Origin of the sequence: Candidatus Nanosalina sp. VS9-1 (genome assembly GCF_047555085.1) — an archaeon.
Taxonomy (GTDB): Archaea; Nanohalarchaeota; Nanosalinia; order Nanosalinales; family Nanosalinaceae; genus Nanosalina.
In genome coordinates this window covers 991245-1009017 of record NZ_CP180230.1, presented here as the reverse complement: position 1 = coordinate 1009017, position 17773 = coordinate 991245, and the positions used below count along the sequence as shown (strand labels likewise).

General features: G+C 46.1%; 19 protein-coding genes and 2 tRNA genes. 14 read left to right on the top strand and 7 right to left on the bottom strand.

The genetic code is table 11. The features are described 5' to 3' along the window. Window position 1: 1 nt before the first annotated feature. The 6 genes from ACK3SF_RS05735 to ACK3SF_RS05710 all read left to right on the top strand — a co-directional run bounded on the left by ACK3SF_RS05735 (window position 2) and on the right by ACK3SF_RS05710 (window position 4671). The gene (locus tag ACK3SF_RS05735; RefSeq protein WP_414837741.1) at window positions 2-1876 is read left to right on the top strand and encodes a DUF2341 domain-containing protein; all 1875 of its coding nucleotides are present in this window, start codon (window positions 2-4) and stop codon (window positions 1874-1876) included. 36 nt (window positions 1877-1912) lie between these two features. After that, window positions 1913-2605 carry a LamG domain-containing protein gene (locus tag ACK3SF_RS05730; RefSeq protein ID WP_414837740.1) on the top strand — a complete coding sequence of 231 codons (693 nt, stop codon included), beginning with the start codon at window positions 1913-1915 and terminating at the stop codon, window positions 2603-2605. A 40-nt stretch (window positions 2606-2645) separates the two neighbouring features. Next, on the top strand, window positions 2646-3509 hold the full coding sequence (locus tag ACK3SF_RS05725; RefSeq protein ID WP_414837739.1) for a DNA-3-methyladenine glycosylase family protein: 864 nt from the start codon (window positions 2646-2648) through the stop codon (window positions 3507-3509). Window positions 3510-3538: 29 nt separating this feature from the next. Beyond that, complete coding sequence (ribH, locus tag ACK3SF_RS05720; protein WP_414837738.1) at window positions 3539-3946, top strand: 6,7-dimethyl-8-ribityllumazine synthase; 408 nt, start codon at window positions 3539-3541, stop codon at window positions 3944-3946. Window positions 3947-3949: 3 nt separating this feature from the next. Next, window positions 3950-4252 carry a MazG nucleotide pyrophosphohydrolase domain-containing protein gene (locus tag ACK3SF_RS05715; RefSeq protein ID WP_414837737.1) on the top strand — a complete coding sequence of 101 codons (303 nt, stop codon included), beginning with the start codon at window positions 3950-3952 and terminating at the stop codon, window positions 4250-4252. 92 nt (window positions 4253-4344) lie between these two features. After that, window positions 4345-4671 carry a helix-turn-helix domain-containing protein gene (locus tag ACK3SF_RS05710; RefSeq protein WP_414837736.1) on the top strand — a complete coding sequence of 109 codons (327 nt, stop codon included), beginning with the start codon at window positions 4345-4347 and terminating at the stop codon, window positions 4669-4671. Window positions 4672-4718: 47 nt separating this feature from the next. Here ACK3SF_RS05710 and ACK3SF_RS05705 read toward each other — a convergent pair whose 3' ends face one another. Together ACK3SF_RS05705 and ACK3SF_RS05700 are read right to left on the bottom strand one after the other, a co-directional pair. After that, window positions 4719-5015: a hypothetical protein gene (locus ACK3SF_RS05705; RefSeq protein ID WP_414837735.1), complete on the bottom strand. Its 297-nt coding sequence runs from the start codon at window positions 5013-5015 to the stop codon at window positions 4719-4721. Between the two features lie 78 nt (window positions 5016-5093). Next, entirely contained in the window at window positions 5094-5366 is a 273-nt protein-coding gene (locus ACK3SF_RS05700; protein ID WP_414837734.1) for a PRC-barrel domain-containing protein, read from the bottom strand. A gap of 119 nt (window positions 5367-5485) precedes the next feature. Between ACK3SF_RS05700 and ACK3SF_RS05695 the strand changes: the two genes are divergently transcribed. From ACK3SF_RS05695 to ACK3SF_RS05680, 4 genes are all read left to right on the top strand, one after another. Further along, window positions 5486-5573, top strand: a tRNA-Ser gene (locus tag ACK3SF_RS05695). 286 nt (window positions 5574-5859) lie between these two features. Further along, window positions 5860-6330 carry a hypothetical protein gene (locus ACK3SF_RS05690; RefSeq protein WP_414837733.1) on the top strand — a complete coding sequence of 157 codons (471 nt, stop codon included), beginning with the start codon at window positions 5860-5862 and terminating at the stop codon, window positions 6328-6330. Window positions 6331-6371: 41 nt separating this feature from the next. Further along, complete coding sequence (locus ACK3SF_RS05685) at window positions 6372-7115, top strand: hypothetical protein (protein WP_414837732.1); 744 nt, start codon at window positions 6372-6374, stop codon at window positions 7113-7115. Between the two features lie 46 nt (window positions 7116-7161). Further along, complete coding sequence (locus tag ACK3SF_RS05680) at window positions 7162-7569, top strand: plastocyanin/azurin family copper-binding protein (protein WP_414837731.1); 408 nt, start codon at window positions 7162-7164, stop codon at window positions 7567-7569. Between the two features lie 31 nt (window positions 7570-7600). Here ACK3SF_RS05680 and ACK3SF_RS05675 read toward each other — a convergent pair whose 3' ends face one another. Both ACK3SF_RS05675 and ACK3SF_RS05670 read right to left on the bottom strand, forming a co-directional pair. Further along, window positions 7601-8398 (bottom strand): hypothetical protein, encoded by a 798-nt coding sequence (locus ACK3SF_RS05675; RefSeq protein ID WP_414837730.1) that lies wholly within the window; start codon window positions 8396-8398, stop codon window positions 7601-7603. Between the two features lie 141 nt (window positions 8399-8539). Next, a tRNA-Thr gene (locus tag ACK3SF_RS05670) sits at window positions 8540-8692 on the bottom strand. Window positions 8693-9081: 389 nt separating this feature from the next. Between ACK3SF_RS05670 and ACK3SF_RS05665 the strand changes: the two genes are divergently transcribed. Beyond that, entirely contained in the window at window positions 9082-13716 is a 4635-nt protein-coding gene (locus ACK3SF_RS05665) for a hypothetical protein (RefSeq protein ID WP_414837729.1), read from the top strand. Between the two features lie 75 nt (window positions 13717-13791). Continuing rightward, window positions 13792-15201 (top strand): hypothetical protein, encoded by a 1410-nt coding sequence (locus tag ACK3SF_RS05660; protein ID WP_414837728.1) that lies wholly within the window; start codon window positions 13792-13794, stop codon window positions 15199-15201. On the opposite strand, the gene ACK3SF_RS05655 is transcribed toward ACK3SF_RS05660, so the two are convergent. Further along, window positions 15202-15579: an FxsA family protein gene (locus tag ACK3SF_RS05655; RefSeq protein WP_414837727.1), complete on the bottom strand. Its 378-nt coding sequence runs from the start codon at window positions 15577-15579 to the stop codon at window positions 15202-15204. Between the two features lie 227 nt (window positions 15580-15806). Here ACK3SF_RS05655 and ACK3SF_RS05650 point away from each other — a divergent pair, with 227 nt between their 5' ends. Continuing rightward, window positions 15807-16517: a DUF5794 domain-containing protein gene (locus tag ACK3SF_RS05650; protein ID WP_414837726.1), complete on the top strand. Its 711-nt coding sequence runs from the start codon at window positions 15807-15809 to the stop codon at window positions 16515-16517. A 1-nt stretch (window position 16518) separates the two neighbouring features. On the opposite strand, the gene ACK3SF_RS05645 is transcribed toward ACK3SF_RS05650, so the two are convergent. Further along, complete coding sequence (locus ACK3SF_RS05645) at window positions 16519-16848, bottom strand: exodeoxyribonuclease VII large subunit (protein ID WP_414837725.1); 330 nt, start codon at window positions 16846-16848, stop codon at window positions 16519-16521. Beyond that, a complete protein-coding gene (gene thpR, locus ACK3SF_RS05640; protein WP_414837724.1) occupies window positions 16845-17381 on the bottom strand; it encodes an RNA 2',3'-cyclic phosphodiesterase in 537 nt (178 codons plus the stop codon). The genes ACK3SF_RS05645 and thpR overlap by 4 nt, the downstream gene beginning before the upstream one ends. A gap of 51 nt (window positions 17382-17432) precedes the next feature. On the opposite strand from thpR, the gene ACK3SF_RS05635 reads away from it, so the two are divergent. Then, a complete protein-coding gene (locus tag ACK3SF_RS05635) occupies window positions 17433-17690 on the top strand; it encodes a PRC-barrel domain-containing protein (protein ID WP_414837723.1) in 258 nt (85 codons plus the stop codon). Window positions 17691-17773: the final 83 nt, after the last annotated feature.

Here is a 17773-nt window from a genome sequence, read left to right as displayed (position 1 = left end):
TATGATTTTACTACTTCTAGTTCTGCCTCTATCTGCTTCCTGGTGGAATGATAGCTGGAACGACAGGAAAACAATAGAGATTACAGAGAACTCTGGGAGAACACTTTCCAACTATCCGGTGAGGATGACTATAGATACAGCGACTCTTGTGGATTCAGGTAGTCTTCAGAACGACTGCAGCGATCTCAGGTTCGTTGACACTGATGACAGCACATCACTTGACTACTGGATAAAATCAGGCTGTAACACTGATTCCACGGATCTTGTAGTTAATGTGCAGGATATTGGTGCAGGTGCAACAGAGAACGTATATGTTTACTACGATAATCCGCAGGCATCTTCAAAGACAAGCTTCAGCCAGACAGTTCCTTCAGGAACTCTTACTTCCGGAGGATACACGAGAGACCAGTTCATAGGGATGAAATGGGCAGGAGGAAATGTAGATTGTACGCTAGATGCCAACTTTGATCCTGCAACAGACAGGCCTCATGCATCCTCCACTCTAGGAAGCTCTAACTGGGATTCTGGAAGTTTCTGGAAAGCGATTGATACAACTAATTCCGGTGTGTACGGAGGTTACAGCCAGTACCAGGTTGACTTCGATACTGTATGGGGCAGCGATCAGTCCAGCTCAGAAGGATTTATAGGGGCCTACATATGGAGTCCTGATACTCGTACTGTTGATTTCTCTGTAGGTTCAGATGACACGAGAAAAGTATGGATTAATGGGAATCTGGAGCATCAGGAGTGTGATGATCAAGGCCTCACCGTAGATGACAGTACTTTCTCAGCTACGCTGGATCAGGGCAGGAATCTTGTCCTGATGATGGTGAACGAAGATACAGGCGGATGGGGAGGCCAGTGGAGGATTTCATCCGGCAGTTCAGGCCTTAGATACAGTGTTGACAGGGCGGAACCGGAACCAAGTATAACTATTGGCGTTCCTGACGTTTTTGATCCAGGTCCTCAGGACGGGGCAGAAAATCTTTCTATGCCTGTAGATTTCTCGGTTAACGTCTCGGATCCGGATGGAGAACAGCTGAATGTAAGTTTCAAGGCGCTTGGAGACTGTCCTTCCGGCTGGACGCGTATAGATGAAGTCTGCTATAATGAAAGCGAATCAACTCAGAGCTGGACAAATGGAGTAGACTACTGCAAAGCTCAGGGAGGCCATATCGTAACTATCAACGATGCCGAGGAAAATGATGCGATAAATCAGGAGTTCGGCGGAGATCTATGGATAGGATACAATGACAGAGCATCAGAAGGAAACTTTGAATGGGAGAACGGCTCCTCAAGCTACGTGAACTGGGGCAGCAACGAACCTAACAATCAGAACGGTGAAGACTGTGCAGAGATGTACTCGGGAGGTAAATGGAACGACTACCAGTGCAGCAACTCCGCAGAACAGACAGTTTTATGCGAAAAAAAGCCAGAAACATACTCTCTTGGAAGCAAGACAAATGTTGAATCTGACACAAGGCCTGAAGTAAACTACGCTGATTTTGAAACAAATGAAACATACTACTGGTATGTAGAAGTTACAGACGGCTTCTCCAGCATCCAGTCACCTTACTGGGAATTTTCAACCGTTGTCTCCAGTTTATGCGACTTGAGAGGCCCAAGAAATGAATGTATTTTGAACAGTTCAAAACAGATTTCAGACAAGAGCTTTTCAATACAGGAAATCTTCCAGGCGAAGCAAAAAGCTGATGTAGGTGCTTTATCAGCTCCTGCACAACTTAACATATTCAATAAATCCGCAATTTCAGGCCTGTGGACAGGAGGATTCACTATAACAGCTGAAAAAGTGACTATAAAGGAAGGCGCAAAGTTCAGGCCTGAAAACGATAGTATAGTCATAAACGTGACGTGAAAACCTCTATGAAAAATATTCTGCGATTCCGTTGATATGGTGTTAGTTGGATACTGGCCTCTAAATGAGGGCTCCGGGGACGCAAAGGATTTTTCATCTAATGAGAATCATGGCACTTTGAACGGAGGTATTACGAGAACGGCTTCAGGCCTCCACGGCCAGAACGCATACAGCTTTGATGGATCGGACGATTTCGTTGAGGTGTCTGACTCTCCAGAGCTTTCTCTTGAAGGAAGAGAGCTGACAATGTCTTTCTGGATCAGAACTTCGACTTCCGGTAGAGGAGGTTTTATCAGGAAAAATCCTGTCAACGACTGGCAGCCGGTGTACGAAGCGGAGGTCAACAGGGATGGCAATGGTTATCTACGATTTATGAACGGCGACTCGACCTATGAACACACAGTAAGCACGATAACTGTGAACGACGGAGAATTACATCACATCGCAGCCACTTTCAACGATTCCGGTTCAACGGCCAGAGCTTTCGTTGACGGAGAACTAGTTGATACATGGAACTGGAACGCCCAGAACCATGATACCGGCGGCAACCTACAGTTCGGAAGAATGGCTCAGTCCAATGATTCGACGACAAACGAGACCACAGCATACTACAGCGGAGAACTCAGTGAAATAAGACTGTACAACAGGCCTCTAACAGTATCTGAGATACAGTACATCTACAGGACAGGAAAGAGAGGCCTCCACGTGACTTCAAGGAAATCTTCCTGAGGCCTCAGGTAAAAATAGTTTCCTGTTCCAACTGTTTTCTGTGGAAAGATACGTTCTTGATGATGAAGATTTTGATCTTGAATTGACGATGACGTGTGGCCAGACCTTTTGCTGGCATCGTGTCGCTGGAACTCTTTACGAGGACGGAGAGCCGCATTTCTATACTTTCAGAAAAAACAAGCCGATAATAATCGAAGATACGGATGAAGGCCTTGTCGCCAGGACAGAACTACCGAGAGAGGAAGTTGAAGAGGCTGTAGGCCTTGACAGAGATCTCCAGGAAATTTTCTCCACTTTTCCAGATGATCGGAAGCTGGAGAAGGCCAGGGAAGAGCTATGGGGCCTGAGAATTATACAGGACGAATTTTTCCCGTGTCTGATCTCGTATCTCTGTTCTCCTCAGATGAGGATTCCAAGGATCAAGGAGATGCATAACAAGATGGCTGAAAAATTTGGCGAGACAAGAATGATCGATGGCATCGAGATGAGAAGATTCCCGACGTTGGAGGAACTTGCAGAGGCCTCTGAAGACGACTTAAGGGATCTCGGGATCGGATACAGGGCGAAGTACATCGTTGAGACAGTGAAGATTTTACAGGAGACAGATTTCGATCCGGAAGAAGTAAGAGGTATGGAATACGAGGAGGCCCGTGAGGAGATGAAGAATCTTTACGGCGTCGGAGACAAAGTAGCTGACTGTGTACTTTTGTTTTCGCTCGGATTCTACGAGGCCTATCCGATAGATACGTGGGCCTCCCAGTTGATTGAGGAACAGTATCCTGAACTTTTTTCCGATGATTACGAGGAGATTTCCAAAAATGTACGGGAGTACTTCGGGGAGGATGCCGGATACGCGCAGGAGTATCTTTTCCACGCGGCCAGGAAGGGTATACTGGAAACGTGATTTAAGATTACAGCGGCAAAAGTTTCTGTATGAAACTAGGGCTTGTAGTTGCAAAATTTAATCGTGGAGTGACGGAGAAGATGGAAGAAGAGGCCGAGCAAAAAGCAGATGAACTTGATGCAGAAATCGCTGAAAAAGTTTTAGTTCCGGGAGCATACGATGCGCCGCTGGCAGCGGACAGATTAGCTCGAAAAGAAGAAATAGATGCAGTAGCTGTCCTTGGAGCGATAATTGAAGGCGATACTGATCACGATAAAGTGATAGGGGATGCTATAGCCGACAAGCTTTCAGATATCAGTGTTGAACGTGATACTCCTGTGACACTTGGCGTAACAGGCCCCGGGATGAATTCAAAGGAGGCCTCGGAAAGAACTGACTACGGTGCTGCAGCTGTAGAGGCCGCTGTAAATCTTGTGAAGGATCTGCCGGAGGCCTGAAGTATGAAGGAGCAGGAGAAAGTAGCTGAGTTCATACAGAAGCATGAACTGGATGGGACGGCAGAGTTCAGGATTCTGGATCTTGTATCAGAAGTTGGGGAAGTTGCGAAGGATGCCACGGAATCTGCGGGATACGGTGAGAGGCCTGAAAAACTGGATGTCAAAAAGGATGAGATCGGTGACGTATTTTTCTCGCTACTGGCTGTGGCAGAGTCACTGGATATCGATGCTGAAGAGGCCTTGGATGAGGCCCTGGAAAAGTACCGGTCCCGGATTTCTGAGAAAGGCTCGCCGACTTCAGGGTGAAACAATTTTTTACTGTTTTTTCTCTACTGTTTCCTGCCTTTTTCTTTCTGAGGAGTGAAACATTTTTTACTGTTGTTTATCCTCTCTAGTGTATGAGTGTGCTTGATCTGGAGGGGAAGGATTCTGACGAGATTGTTTTCGAGACTTTTCAACTGAACGACCTCCAGAAGGAGATATTTCAGGAACTACGCAACGACCAGTTGACTGTAAAACAGATCGGGAATCAGGTAGAAAGAAGCCGTTCAACAGTCCAGAGAGCTTTACAGGAAATGCTGGAAAAAGATCTGATCTTGAGAGAAGGCAAGACCGAGAAAACAGTCTACTACGTGTACACAACTCTTCCATGGGAGGATATCAAGGAACTTACACGCCAGACTATATCGGAATGGTACGAGGAAGTGGACGAAAAACTTTCCTGAAAAATTTTTTCCAGGCCTCAAAAATTTTGTTTCGCAGAAATTTCTTTTCAGTACTTCCAGAAAAGGAAACCTAGATAGGCTACCGCGATAAACTGGCTGACAAAAGGCAGGAAAGGCCTCAACTCCAGGCTGAGAACGAATGATATGACTCCAAGGCCTGTACACGCGAGTACGAATTCTTTACCGTTTTCAAGAAGTTTCTCTTCAACTTTTTCCACTGAAAAGTTTTTCTGATAGATCAAAAGAGCCAGTGTAGCCGCCAGAAAGTACTTGGCCAGTATACTGGTGACGTACCATGTCTCCCTCACTACTTCGTATCCAAGGCCTACAACTGCATTAATCATTGATTGTTGAGGCCTCAGGATCAAATCTTTTTAGAAAAAATTTTTTGGGAGAAAAATATGGTGTTTTTCTCCTCTTTTTTACTCCTCTTCTTCTGCGTTATTTGTCTCGAAATCCTTCATGATGATGATGTCGTCGATGGAGTCAATCATCCGGTACGGGATGACAACGTTCTTTGCGCCTCCAACTTTCTCGGCAAGGTAAGAGCCTTTCTCAGCAGCTACTACTACAGCTCTAACTGCGAACTTGCCGAGCTGCATCTCTACATCTTTGATTTCACCGCAGTAGGAGCCTTTCTCCGTGTAAACCTGCTTGTCCACTATATCCGAGAAGTCGATAATATTTTCTGCCATCGAGTTTACCACTTTATAATGCAAAACTTCCCGCCAGAAACTTAAATAGTTTGCCCGGACAGGCCTACACTTGTTTTTAAGTTGTTTACCGTGAAACAGATAACATACAGGCCTCAAATGTCGGGGTGGCAGAGTATGGTTTATCGCGGTAGCTTGCTAAGCTACTGGGCTTCACCGCCCTCCCGGGTTCAAATCCCGGCCCCGGCGCATCTTTCTCTACTTTTTCCAATTTTGAGAGCTACTCTTGTTCCTTTCTTTTCCCACGTAGGTAGAACCAGAATAGCAGTGATAGAACCATAAGTGTTTGTAAAAATATTCCTCCTATCCGGGCCTGACTGGCACACTGGAATAGCCTACAGGTTATAGATGCGGCCACTATGGCTGTGATATATGAAGCAATCCAGAGTAATGTGATGCCTTTCCAGCTTTCCAGTTTCATACTAAAGCTTTTCTTCCGGGAAAATTATAACTTTTAATCTCGTTGTTGAGGCCTATGGAGGATAAGGATCGAGAGGAGCTTGTTGACGAGCTTCAGGAGTACTTCCAGGAAGTTGTGGGAGAGGCTGTTGGAGATGAAGTGGAAGAGGCCTACGAGGATCTCCTGGAGAAGAACTTGGATCATCAGCTGGATGAAGTTCCTGAACAGGTACGTGACGAGCTTGCTGAGGTAGGTGCAGCTCTATACGCGCATCAGACGAGGAAGATTTTGAGAAGTGATTATCTCGGGGATGAGGAACTCGATCTGGCTATGGCGACGGCTTTCCTCGATGATGGAAATGAAATCCTGCTTGCGAAGAAGACTAGAGCCGTGTTCCGTGAGTACGAGGATCAGCTTTCAGGCCTGGATAGAGAAACTTACGAGGAGCGGGCGCTGACTGTGTTAAATCATCCCTGGCCGGAGAGCGATCTCGGGACAGGTGTAGAAAGATTCAAGGATCCTGATGATGATCCTACATTTCACTGAGACAGTTCTATAAATTTTCAGTCAAAAAACTGTTCCTGTTTATGGATAGAAGCTTTAAGGCCCTGAAATCTTTATTGAAGAGGGTATTTGCCTTTCTGGGCCTGGAAAAAGATGATCTGAAGCTTCTGCGAAGCTTATCCACGCTTGGAGTCGTAGTAGGATTCTCCGCTACTGTTTCTGCACTGCTTTTTCCACGTTTCCCGGCAGCTTTCTACAGTTTTGTGCTTGGAGATCTTGCAGAGGAAGTTATGTCTGCTTTAGTCGTTGAGGAACAGCTTTTCAGTATTATAGCCGGATTCTTCCTGCTTTCTACAAGTGCAATACTTCACTTTCTCTTCGATATATATCTTGGATCACTGGAGAAAGTTTCATCGTACTCGGAAAAATCCAAGCTCCGTATGATAGTTCTCTCCACTTTTTTCCTGTCATTCGTTGTTGCACGTGTAGCAGTTATACTTTCCGGCATCGTAGGCCCTGAAACAGCAGGCCCTGCATTCTTTATACCGGTTAACGAGATATGGGTGAGCGGATATCACATCCATCATTTCTTCTTCGGATTCGCAGCACTGATCTCCGCAGGATGGCTTCTGCTCTTCCGCGAAGGATTCTCCAAGAAATACGCTGCAGTACTCTACGGGACAGGCCTAGGAATATTCATGGACGAGTTCGGAATGCTTCTCACAGAGGGAGACTACTTTGCAACATCTTCGTACTTCGCCGCGATAACTTTCCTATCACTTCTGCTTGTCGGAGTATACTGGGATCACATAACTGCAGAGGCCTGAATACTTTGAAGCATTTTTTATACAGAGATCCACAAATCTTCAATTCATGGAGAAGCCACAGATCAGGACTCTGGCACTGGTAGTCTTCGCTGTCTCACTCGTCGCACTTTTCGCACCACAACAGCAGGAAGACCTGGATGAGTCAGAGACTTATACAGTCAACATGACGGAGAGAGGCTTCCAGCCAACTGTCCTGACTATCGAAAAAGGCGATACAGTTGTATGGCGCAACAAGGCCTCCATCAGCATGTGGATAGCCTCTGATCCCCATCCAACACATACAGACTACTCCAACACAACTATAGGAGAACACTGCGGAAACTCTTCGATAACAGCCTTCGATCAATGCCAGACAGGAGAAAAATACTCTTTCACGTTCAAAAAGACAGGCAACTGGAGCTACCACAATCACAGGCCTTTCGCAGCCGGCGGAAGAATCACGGTAACAGAATAATCTCGTTTTAGAGGCCTCTACAAGGATGTTGTTATAGCGGGAGTAGTGTTCCCGCAGTTACTGCTATGATAAGGACGGATGTGATTGCAGCATTCCGTTTTTTCCTGTTTTTGTAGTGTTCAGTCAGCTGGCTCAGCCCTTTTTTGCTGATTATTGCCGGAAGTTTTTCTGAAGATGTAAGCTGTATCCCGTTGTTCCCTTCTTCGAAATCTCCGATGATCGTCAGATCTTCGCTATTTTTGACTCCTTTTTCAACGTAGCCGCGCCGGAACGAAGTGTTGTTTACGCTGTTTTTCTGCTCGAACTGTTTCACGCTATCCTCTGGAGATCCTAGGCCCGAAACGTAATCACTTTCCTCTTCGAATCCAGGCATTTTGATTCTACAGTTCTGGTCTACAGAAAATGCTATCTTGTTTCTCCCGTTACTTAGGAATAGTCTGCTGTAATCCAGGATTCTTTCAGCGAATATTGACCAGTAATTGAAACTGTTGACGGTGACTTTAGCTAAAGCCACGTTATTGCCTGATATAGGTGCTTTTACAGGATTTTCTGATTCAAGATACACGTTCACAGCATTCAGTCCTGGTCTTAGTTCGCCTAGTTCTTTTTCATCAAGATCGGAAATATTTTCGCACAGATTCTTCAGTCTGTAAGTGCGGACGGTATAGAAAGGTATCGACATCCCCATAACTAGAATTGCTACTCGTGCCAGGTTGCTTATGCCACCTGAAGTAGAGCTGCTTGGACTTATCTGCTGTATGAGAACGACAGCCAGCAATGAGATCAGAAAAGTAAGAACCCATTTTACCCGCCGATAAAATAAATTCATAAGATCTAATTATGCGTTTTTAATTAAAAAATTCTTTTGAGGTTTTAGGCCCGCAAAAACCGGCTATATAGGTTAAGGAGCTCATCTTCCTGAATTTTTTCACAGGATAAATTCTAGGTGTCTTCAGGAAGAGAAATTTTTAGCCCCGACCGGGATTTGAACCCGGGATCTGTCCCTAGCTCTGTGTAGTTTGCTGCAATACCGGAAGCCATTCTTTGGATGGACTTGTTGCGTCCGGCTCGAGAGTAACCACGCCTACGAGGGGACCGCTCTACCAAGCTGAGCCATCGAGGCCTTTTTCGCTGTGTTTGTAGTGTAGGCCTTTACTCTTTAAATTCTGCACTGTGGAGAAATTTTTCCTGGAAATTTTTGTGGAGGGCCTGTTTGGGGAGCTCTCGCTCCCTGTTGATCCCCCTCAAGTTATCTTCCCCTCTTCTACAGATGAAGTTTGACAAGAGTCGAAGAGAGGTTGCTTCACTTCGGGTAGCCAACCCGTAACACAACTATCACAGTAAACTTTTTTATACTTTTTGGTAACAACAGGTGTTTCTGGCTTTTTTGATGGCTGTCGTATTAAGTGATTTTTTAAACCAGCTAGGCCCATTATTTAGTGACCAGGAACTATTGAGGCCTTTGAACTGTGCCTCGGTAGTGTGCCTAAATTCGGAAAGGTACTGATCTAGATGAAAGCGAGAGAAAATTCGGACATCGCTGATGTACTTTATGTTTTAGCTTTAGCTGTATTTCTGACGGGCCTGGCTTCAGGGACGTCGATAACTCCTCTTGGAGATGGAATGGCTAATGATGAGACAGTTCAGCCTGATTCTACCGGTGTTGGTGCTTTCAGTTTCAATATTACTTATGGGGGCGACGAAAATATTTCGGGATCGCCTGTACCGGGAGCTGCTGTCTACAGTTTTGAGGATAACAGTACGATGTTCCTGAATCAGTCCGGAGAGGATAAAGGCCTCAACGGATACGGTGATGGAGAGGACATTCTTGGAGTTGTACGTGAGCATGTGGGCGATAAGGCCTCTGTGCTGAACAGTACTGCGATAGCGAACTTTTCTTCCGATGTCTACTTTTTGGATGGCGGTGTCGATAACAACAGTGTTTTTGATGGAAATAATTCTACAGCAGGATTCGCCGGAGAGATAGTTTTGCGTACTGATTCAGGCCTCGTTGACAGAAGTGCCGAGGTACTGGCTTCAGGTAACTTCTCTTCAAGGACTCTTCACAGTGATGTCCGGTACGTGGAGTCAAACGGCAATGGACAGTTTGATGGAGGAGTTTATGGAACGGAGATTCTTGTGAATAGCTCTGATAACGTGCTTGACAGCAGTGATAGAGTGATTGATCTTGGATCGGAGTTCTATCCAAGCCAGTTTGAGGCCGATACGACGAGATATCTGGAGCAGAACGGCTCACAGATAGGATTCGTTGCTTCCTCCGCTATAGTGCGTGAGGAGGGAAGTAAGGATGATACTCTTGAGAGAAGCGGCGATGTCATCAAGAGGGATGGAAAGGCTGATCTTCTGTGGGCCAATGAGACGACTTTACTTTACGCAGATCAGGGCGATGGCGCTTTCACGTCCGGAGATCCGATATACTACAGTCAGGAAAATAATAACTACGTTAACGCTTCCGATATCCGGCTTGGCAACTACGATGTCTCTTCAAGGCCTTCTTCCACAGGGATATCTCTAGGCCTGAATCTGCTTTCAGTAATGAATAGTTCTGACAGTCATCCTGAGACGAACGATCTCGGGAAATCCCTGAGTGTTTACAGTGGTGGAAGTTTCAGAGTGCTTGAGTACGGCTCCAGCACAGGCTCCTGGAATCCAGGAGACAGCGTTGATCAGGACGTCATTGTCTATGACACAGAAGACGACGGCCTTAGCGAGGGCGATATCCTTCTGTACAATCAGGATCCTGATAACGGTACTGTAGAGGCCTCTGTTGGAACAGAGTTCACGCAGAGCGATGTTGACAGTACTGATTCTCCTGCCGGGAACTACACGAAATCAGGAGAGTTAGGCTACAATGATACGGATGAGGACGGATATTACACTGCTGGAGATCAGGTTGTTCTGAATATTTCTGACTCTGCTCAGGACTATGTCGTTCTTGGGCCTGAAGGTGAGGCAGGAACTCTGATCTCTGATGATTACAATGATACTCTTGGAAATATTTCCCGTTGGGACGTCGACACGTCCTCGAACAGTGTCTTTGAGGACGGCCTCTACGTTGCGATGAATGATACAGGCCAGGTTTCCACGGGCGATGTCAGGCTTGGACACTGGAACTCTACAGTGAAGTTAGGCGATAAGGATACAGGTAACGGTACTGTTGAGGAAGGTGATCTTGATCAGGGAGCTGTACTTGACAGTTTCACAGCCTCTGATAATGTTGCAGCACTTGATAGAAATAATAAGGATGTCTACGATGCAGGTATAGGAAGGCTTTCAGATAACGAGCAGGGACGAGAGGCCTTGATTTCCACGACAGATGAGTTCCTGAACGATACAGATGATATTATAAGAGAGGGAAGGATGCCTTCAGCAGGATTTGACAGCAACATAAGATACTTCGACAGTGATGATTCTACAGAGTACGAGGAAGGTGAAGCCATCGTAGACGCCACTAACGGGTTCGGTGACGGGAGCGATGTAATAGTTCCTGGTAGCGCTGGTTTTGCAGCTCTTCAGGCCGAGACAAAGTATATGGAGACGGGATCGACAGGATTCGATCCTGCTGTTGATCCTCTGGTTCATGATGCAGGACGTGACGGATTGCTGCGTAAAGGATCGCTGGATAGGGCAGATACTTCCGGTTCTGATGATTACGTGTATACTGAGTTTGAAGGCAATCTACAGAACTTCAACAGATCTCTGAATGAGACCGGGATGAAGAAAACAGTGTTCCTTGATTCACAGAGCTCCGGTGCTGACGAAGGAGTATACAACGCTGGAGAGGATATTCTCGAAGTAGAGCTGGTTACAAACGGATCCGCCTCGGACTCATTCGATGGTGAGGAAATATTCAACTTTGCAGATTCAACGCGACACACTGCTGCAACTTATTCCGACGGAGAGAAGATAGTAAACGATACTGATCGAAACGGAGTCTACCAGAACGTTGTACAGGATATTGAGATAAGCAACGTAGTCGATGTTGCAGATTATCCTGAATTCTTCACAGAAGCAAATGATACGGCGATAAATTCAGGCCTCAGAGTCTACAGGCATTACGAGGACACCAGGGAAGAAGTTGGAGTACTTGGATACGATGGAGGCCTCAAATGGAGCTCAGGAGTCTCCGAGAATATAACAAATGATACAAAGTTCTCCGTGGAGTTTGATTCAGCGCCAGCAGGCGATCTAGGTGATATGCTGCACGGCTTCAAGGGAGAGACGTCACAGATCTCTCTTGCAGGAGGATCTGTCGGAACTGTAACTAGCGAGGATGTACAGGTGATCGATGGACATGCACCTGAACTTGTAGAGGCCTGGACAGGTAACAGAAACGGCGGGGAAAGTACTGCCACGTCTAAAGTATTTGTCAAGACGAATGAGCAGTATTCAGGCCTTGACTACGGTAGCCATATCACTCCAGGCAGATTCAATATCGTTGGAGAGGACCTGCTTGTGGACTCGGCGTTAGGACCGGATGACACCAACATGGTGGATGGCAACAACATAGTGCTTGTGTTGAACGAGTCTGTTCAGACGAACAAGACTTTCGATGTTGAAATCGCTGAAGGAGAATTCATTCAGGACAATGCTGCTAACAGCAGAAGCGATGACTCTGTGTACGCGCAGGATGGGCTCAAGCCGCAGCTGGAGACACAGGTCTACAGAGACGTCAATGAGGATGGAAAAGTCGATCTTATAGAGCTGAACTTCTCTGAGAACATAAGTTACAGTGCATTCAGCAGCGATGACTGGAACGTCACTGAAGAAGAACTTTCAGGCCTCACAGTTGACTCCGGAACCGCAGGAAACAATGATACTCTTGAACTTGAGGCCTCCGCAGATGAAAACATCACTGGTGTTAAGGAAAGTGAGCCGTTCCTTGATTACGAGGCCGATGCAGTTGTAGATAACTCTGGTAATACTTTGAATGATTTCAATAGAACTCTTGCAGATATGGCTGCACCTGTAATATTTAATGCAACTACTGGAGACGATAACAGGGATGCAAGGATAGACAGGATAGGCCTGAACTTTACTGAGCCTCTTGATGATCAGGCCTCGGAACTTCTCCCTGACTCATTCAGCATAGGAGATGCCGGTGAAGTAGAGGGCGTGGTTTCAGGAGAATCTGATGACTCGGAGCTTGATCTGGAGATAAGCAGTGAAAGAGGCACGGACAGCAGTCCTTCAGTTACAATGTTCTCTGAGGCGATCCGTGACTCCAGCGGAAACTCTATCGACGAGGAACAGGTTTTCGCAGGAACAGTTGACACCACAAATCCGGTACTTCTTAACGCCCAGATAAATCACGGACAGAGCTCCTACGCCAACACTTTCGTCAATGTAAGATTCAGCGAGCCGGTGAAGGGTGATAGAGAACAGATCAATCTCTCCAGTAAAGCACTGGCGTTCCAGAACACAGATTCAGCACAGCTACACACAGTTGAATACGGAGAGATACTGCCAACAGGAAACAGTCCTAATGTAACAGGTATAACTAATATCACAGATTCCAGCGGCAACACGGCAGTATTGGAGGCCTCAGACAATGTAACCGTTAACAGCTTCAGGAAGCAGATGGTCGAGGGATGGAACTTTGTCTCCTTCCCGATAGCTGATGAGACAACTCCTGCAATCGAGAAAGTTATCGATACTTCCAAGATAGATGTTGTATGGACTTACAGGAACAGCCAATGGCAGACATATGATCCAGAGGCCTCACAGAACGATTTCACTGAATTTGAAGGAGGAGTAGGATACATGATAAAGGCCTCAGAAGATTTCGTGTTGAATCCAAACGTCAATACCGTAAGAACTCATATGACGGGCAGAGATCTTGCAAATGCCAGTACAGGCCTTGCAAATGGCTACAATTTGATTGGAACTTTCCAGGAGCATACGGTACCGGCTGATAACTCCGAGACAGGAGCATTTGGAGCACTGGACACTACACATGTCGACACTGTTTACGAACAGTCAAGTGCAGGGAGCCGACAGGTAGATACTGTAAGAGACAGCACAGGAAATAGTCCTGGAGAAATGAGTCCTGGAGAGGCCTACTGGCTGAACTGGGAAGGGGACTCAGCATCTTATTCTGAGCCTGTGGTCGATGGAGGTGGCTAAAAATTGAATACTCGGCACGTTTTTCTGATTACACTTCTGTTTTTACTGGCATCGCCCGCTTTTTCACAGCCAGAGATGCCTCATAGGGTATATGGAGAGATAACAGAATACAGTACCGGCGATCCTGTTGAAGGACTGGATGTAAGTTTCAGGACTGATAATATTGTTGGAGAGACCTCTACTGATTCGAGTGGATACTACGATGTGAAAATTTCCGGTGAGAGCGGAGAAGAGGCCTATATGTTCGTCAATGGATCGAATACTTCTGAATTTATTGATATAGTGTCTGGTGCTTCAGAAAATCTCGATTACGCCGGTAATTTCAGCGAATCCGGTGCAGAAGATGGATCCAATGAAACTGAAGAGGATACAGGAGAGAACAAAGAAGAGAATGAGGAAGAAACTGACTCAGGTAGTTCTGGAGGCGGTTCTTCTGGAGGCGGAGGCGGCGGTGGTTTCCTGCCGCCTGAAGACGACAACGAAACACAGGAAAATGATTCCGAGAACGATTCATCAGGATCTCTGTCCCCACCAAACACGAAACGTATAACTGTGACTCTTGACGGCGCCACAGATGTCGACATAGGATCCCTATCAAGAGGCCAGAGGCTTGTAGTAACTGTGGAGAACAGCAAGTCCCTTACAGGCCTCAGCTTCACAGCACAGGAGCCGGTGAGGGATGCGTCTATGGAGCTATCAACTAGCGACGCACCTCTTGCAGGAGTTTCAGTAAATTCGGGCAGAGCATACTCGTACATTGTAGTTAGTCTTTCAGGAGTCTCCGATTACAGCGGCGGAGAGTTAGGCCTCAAAGTCGATAAATCCTGGCTGGATTCCAAAGATCAGATGTCGACTGAAGATGTATTCCTGAAGGGACAGGCCTCCACTTCGTGGCGTGATGTAGATATTAACTTCCTCTCACAGAACTTTGACAGCTACCGCTACAGTGCAGATTTCAGACCGGGATCATATGCAATAGGTGTTCCTGAGAAGCCTCCTGAAAGAGCAGATTTACAGGTAACAGATATGAAAGTTGAACAGATAGCCAATACTTCCAGAGTCCGCGTACAGGCCTCTATAACGAATAACGGGAATATTGCTGGTGAGAAAACTTTCGATCTGATGCAGGGATCTGAAGTTGTAAAAACTTATACAGAATCTCTTGAAGCAGGAGAAACCAGAACTGTAACTTTCGAGACAGAAGTAGAACCAGGAGAGGCCTCTTTCAGCATAGGAGGGAGACGGCAACAGTTACAGGTCGAAGACAACTCATCAGACCTGATTTTTTACATAATTGGTTCAGTGGCTGCACTTATTGTGCTTGTTGTGGCGATAGTTTACGTGATTGAGCGCAGAGAGGCCCGGAAGATGGAAAGAGAGATCAGAAGAGTACATCAGAGGGAGGAGAACGTTGAAGGCCGCATGCAGAGTCTCAGGAGAAACGTTGCAGAGCTTCAAGATCGATTGAACGATGATAAAAGATAGTTAAATTCCAAAAGTTCTTACTTCTGCATTGAATCCTTCACCGCTGTATTTTGCAGCAAGTCTTTCACGTACAGGCCTGAAGACAAGCAAAAATCCAGCTACATCTGTTACGATACCTGGAAGGATCAGTAGAAGGCCTGCAAGCACCAGGAATCCTATTTCAAGTGCGTTTCTTGAGGCCTCTCCGGCAGTAACTGATCTCTGCATCTTTACAAGGACGTATATCCCTTCTCTTCTGACGATTTCCAGGCCTACAGCTCCTGTGAGAAGGATCAGTGCTAGTGTCTGCCAGAAGCCGATCATCCCTGCTATCTGCACCAGTATGTATATGTCGATGAAAGGTACTGTTGCGATCGCCAGCAGTAATAGGCCTATCATGGTAAACTTCTTCTCCGGCAACCTGTTTAAACGTAATCCCGAGGAAGCAAGAAAGATTTATAATGGTTCAAGTGTTTTAGTACTGTATGGCGACGGATTACTGCGTTGAAACAGTTTTCTCTACGGGCGCAGTCGCCACTATGTCGTCAAAGTTCATGTTTAATGGGACCAAGTTTATCTGGAATTAATCGTCCAGAGTCCCGCGCGTTTTCCCGGTGTCTTTCTTCATGGATCTGGACTCGTTAACTAGTGGCGCTTCAGGGCAAATGCTTGATTTCTTCGATGAGGATACGCGCAGACTTGTAACTGTACTATGTCTCCCATTGATAGATGGAGTATTCGCCACTTTGCTTGTCAGCGGAGCAGTATCCACTTTCTCAGATATAATAGCAGTATCGCTGACGATATTTACTGGTGCAGGAGCTCTTGCAGTTCTTTACTCGACTTCTGAAACGGTAGAAGAAGCAAAAAGAACAGTTGCAAAAGCAGCACCTGTGCTTGTGGCTGGAGCACTGGTAACATCTTTAGTAGCACCTGTATTCGAGCAAATATTCTATATTGAGATGATGAGAACTGTTGCAGGCCTGGCATTACTGTCTATAGCACTTAACATGCTTGGAATGGAAAAAGCCAAGCTTTTCCCTGTCCCAGCTATAATACTGACAGGTGCAGTACTTTCGATAAAAAGTCCTCAGGCCTTAGCCCTTACAGCATCTTACATAGTTCCTGCTCTTCTGACATCTCTTTCAGCAGTAGCAGCACTGTATCTGGCAGCTTATGTAGATAGCTCATCGCTGAACCTTCATTACATAAGAAGAGGAGGGGCAGCTGTCCTCACGCTGATCGCTTTATCGCAGTTCGGACTTCAGATTCCTTCAAATCTAGGCCTTGCTGTCTTCGGTGCTTCTGTAATCGTTTCCTACAGGGCCTCGTGTTGACTCATGGTGCTACAGAAGCGTCTTCAATCACCAGCTGTAAATCGCCATCGTACATCTCAACTCTTCCTACAAGAAGAGCCTGTCCTGATGTGAAGCCGCTGCCAGAGAATGAGACGCCGGAAATGCTGCCTGTAGAGTCGCTTATCTCCATGAACCAGGCCTCTCCAGAACTGTAGACATCAGATATATCTCCCTCTACAGCCACTTTTTCGCCTATATCTGAGGCCTCGATACTTCCTATTTTCTGTGTTTGAGGTGTCTGAGCTGCTGAGAATCCAAGTATTACAAGGCCTGTGGAGGCCAGGAAAAGTTTCAGTCCGATATCTTTCACAGTTTTTTCTCCTCCAGTATTCTGTATTTAGAGCCGTTTTCAGTCAGAACGCTCTCGAAAAGTTTCACTTTGTTTACTTCAAAATCTGCTATGCTATGTTCTCTGTATTCATCTATGTGTTTCTGTAGTTTTCTCTTTCGCTTCGGATTTATGTCCTGTACACGCAGCAGCGTTATGTGTGGCGTGAAGCTGTTCTGATCCTGGCTTGTGACGCCGTGTGTTGAAACCTGTTTCTTCAGCCGGAAAATCTCTGGAGCTTTGAGGCCCGCCCATACAACTCGCATGTAATCCTCTGAAGGAAAAGCGCCAACTCCGTTGATAGAGGCCTGAAAAGAGTCTATCTGGATGTTCCTGATCGATCGCTTTATCTTGTCTATCTGTTTTTCGTTCACATCTTCGAAGAACTCCAGAGTGATATGCATTTTTTCGCGTGGCACCGTGTTGAATCCAAGATTCAGCCTCTCCTGTGTTTTTTCCAGTTGATCGAGAACGTCTTCATCTTCTATATCGACCGCGGAGAAGACTCGCGCCATACAAGTTTTTAATGTTGCATCCATCAATAAGTAAATACAGGTGCACAAAAAATGGCTGAAGATCACCCGAGAGGAACTGAAATAATCGGAAAGACAATCGTATCAGAAGAACACGGAAAGAAGTACGGAAATGTTGAAGACGTATCATTCGTCGCAGATACTGGCGAACTGATGAACATCCTGGTAAGCCAGACCACAGACCATCTAAACGAGGAGCACCTGCAGGAAGACTCTCAGGGCCGTACGATCGTACCTTTCTCCGCAGTCAAGTCCATCGGAGACTTTGTGATTGTATCCGAAGGCCTGTAAAAAATTCTCATATCCTTCTCATTTAATTTTCCATATACGCACGTTCTACATCTATTTTTCTATTCAGAGGCCTGTTCTCTCCA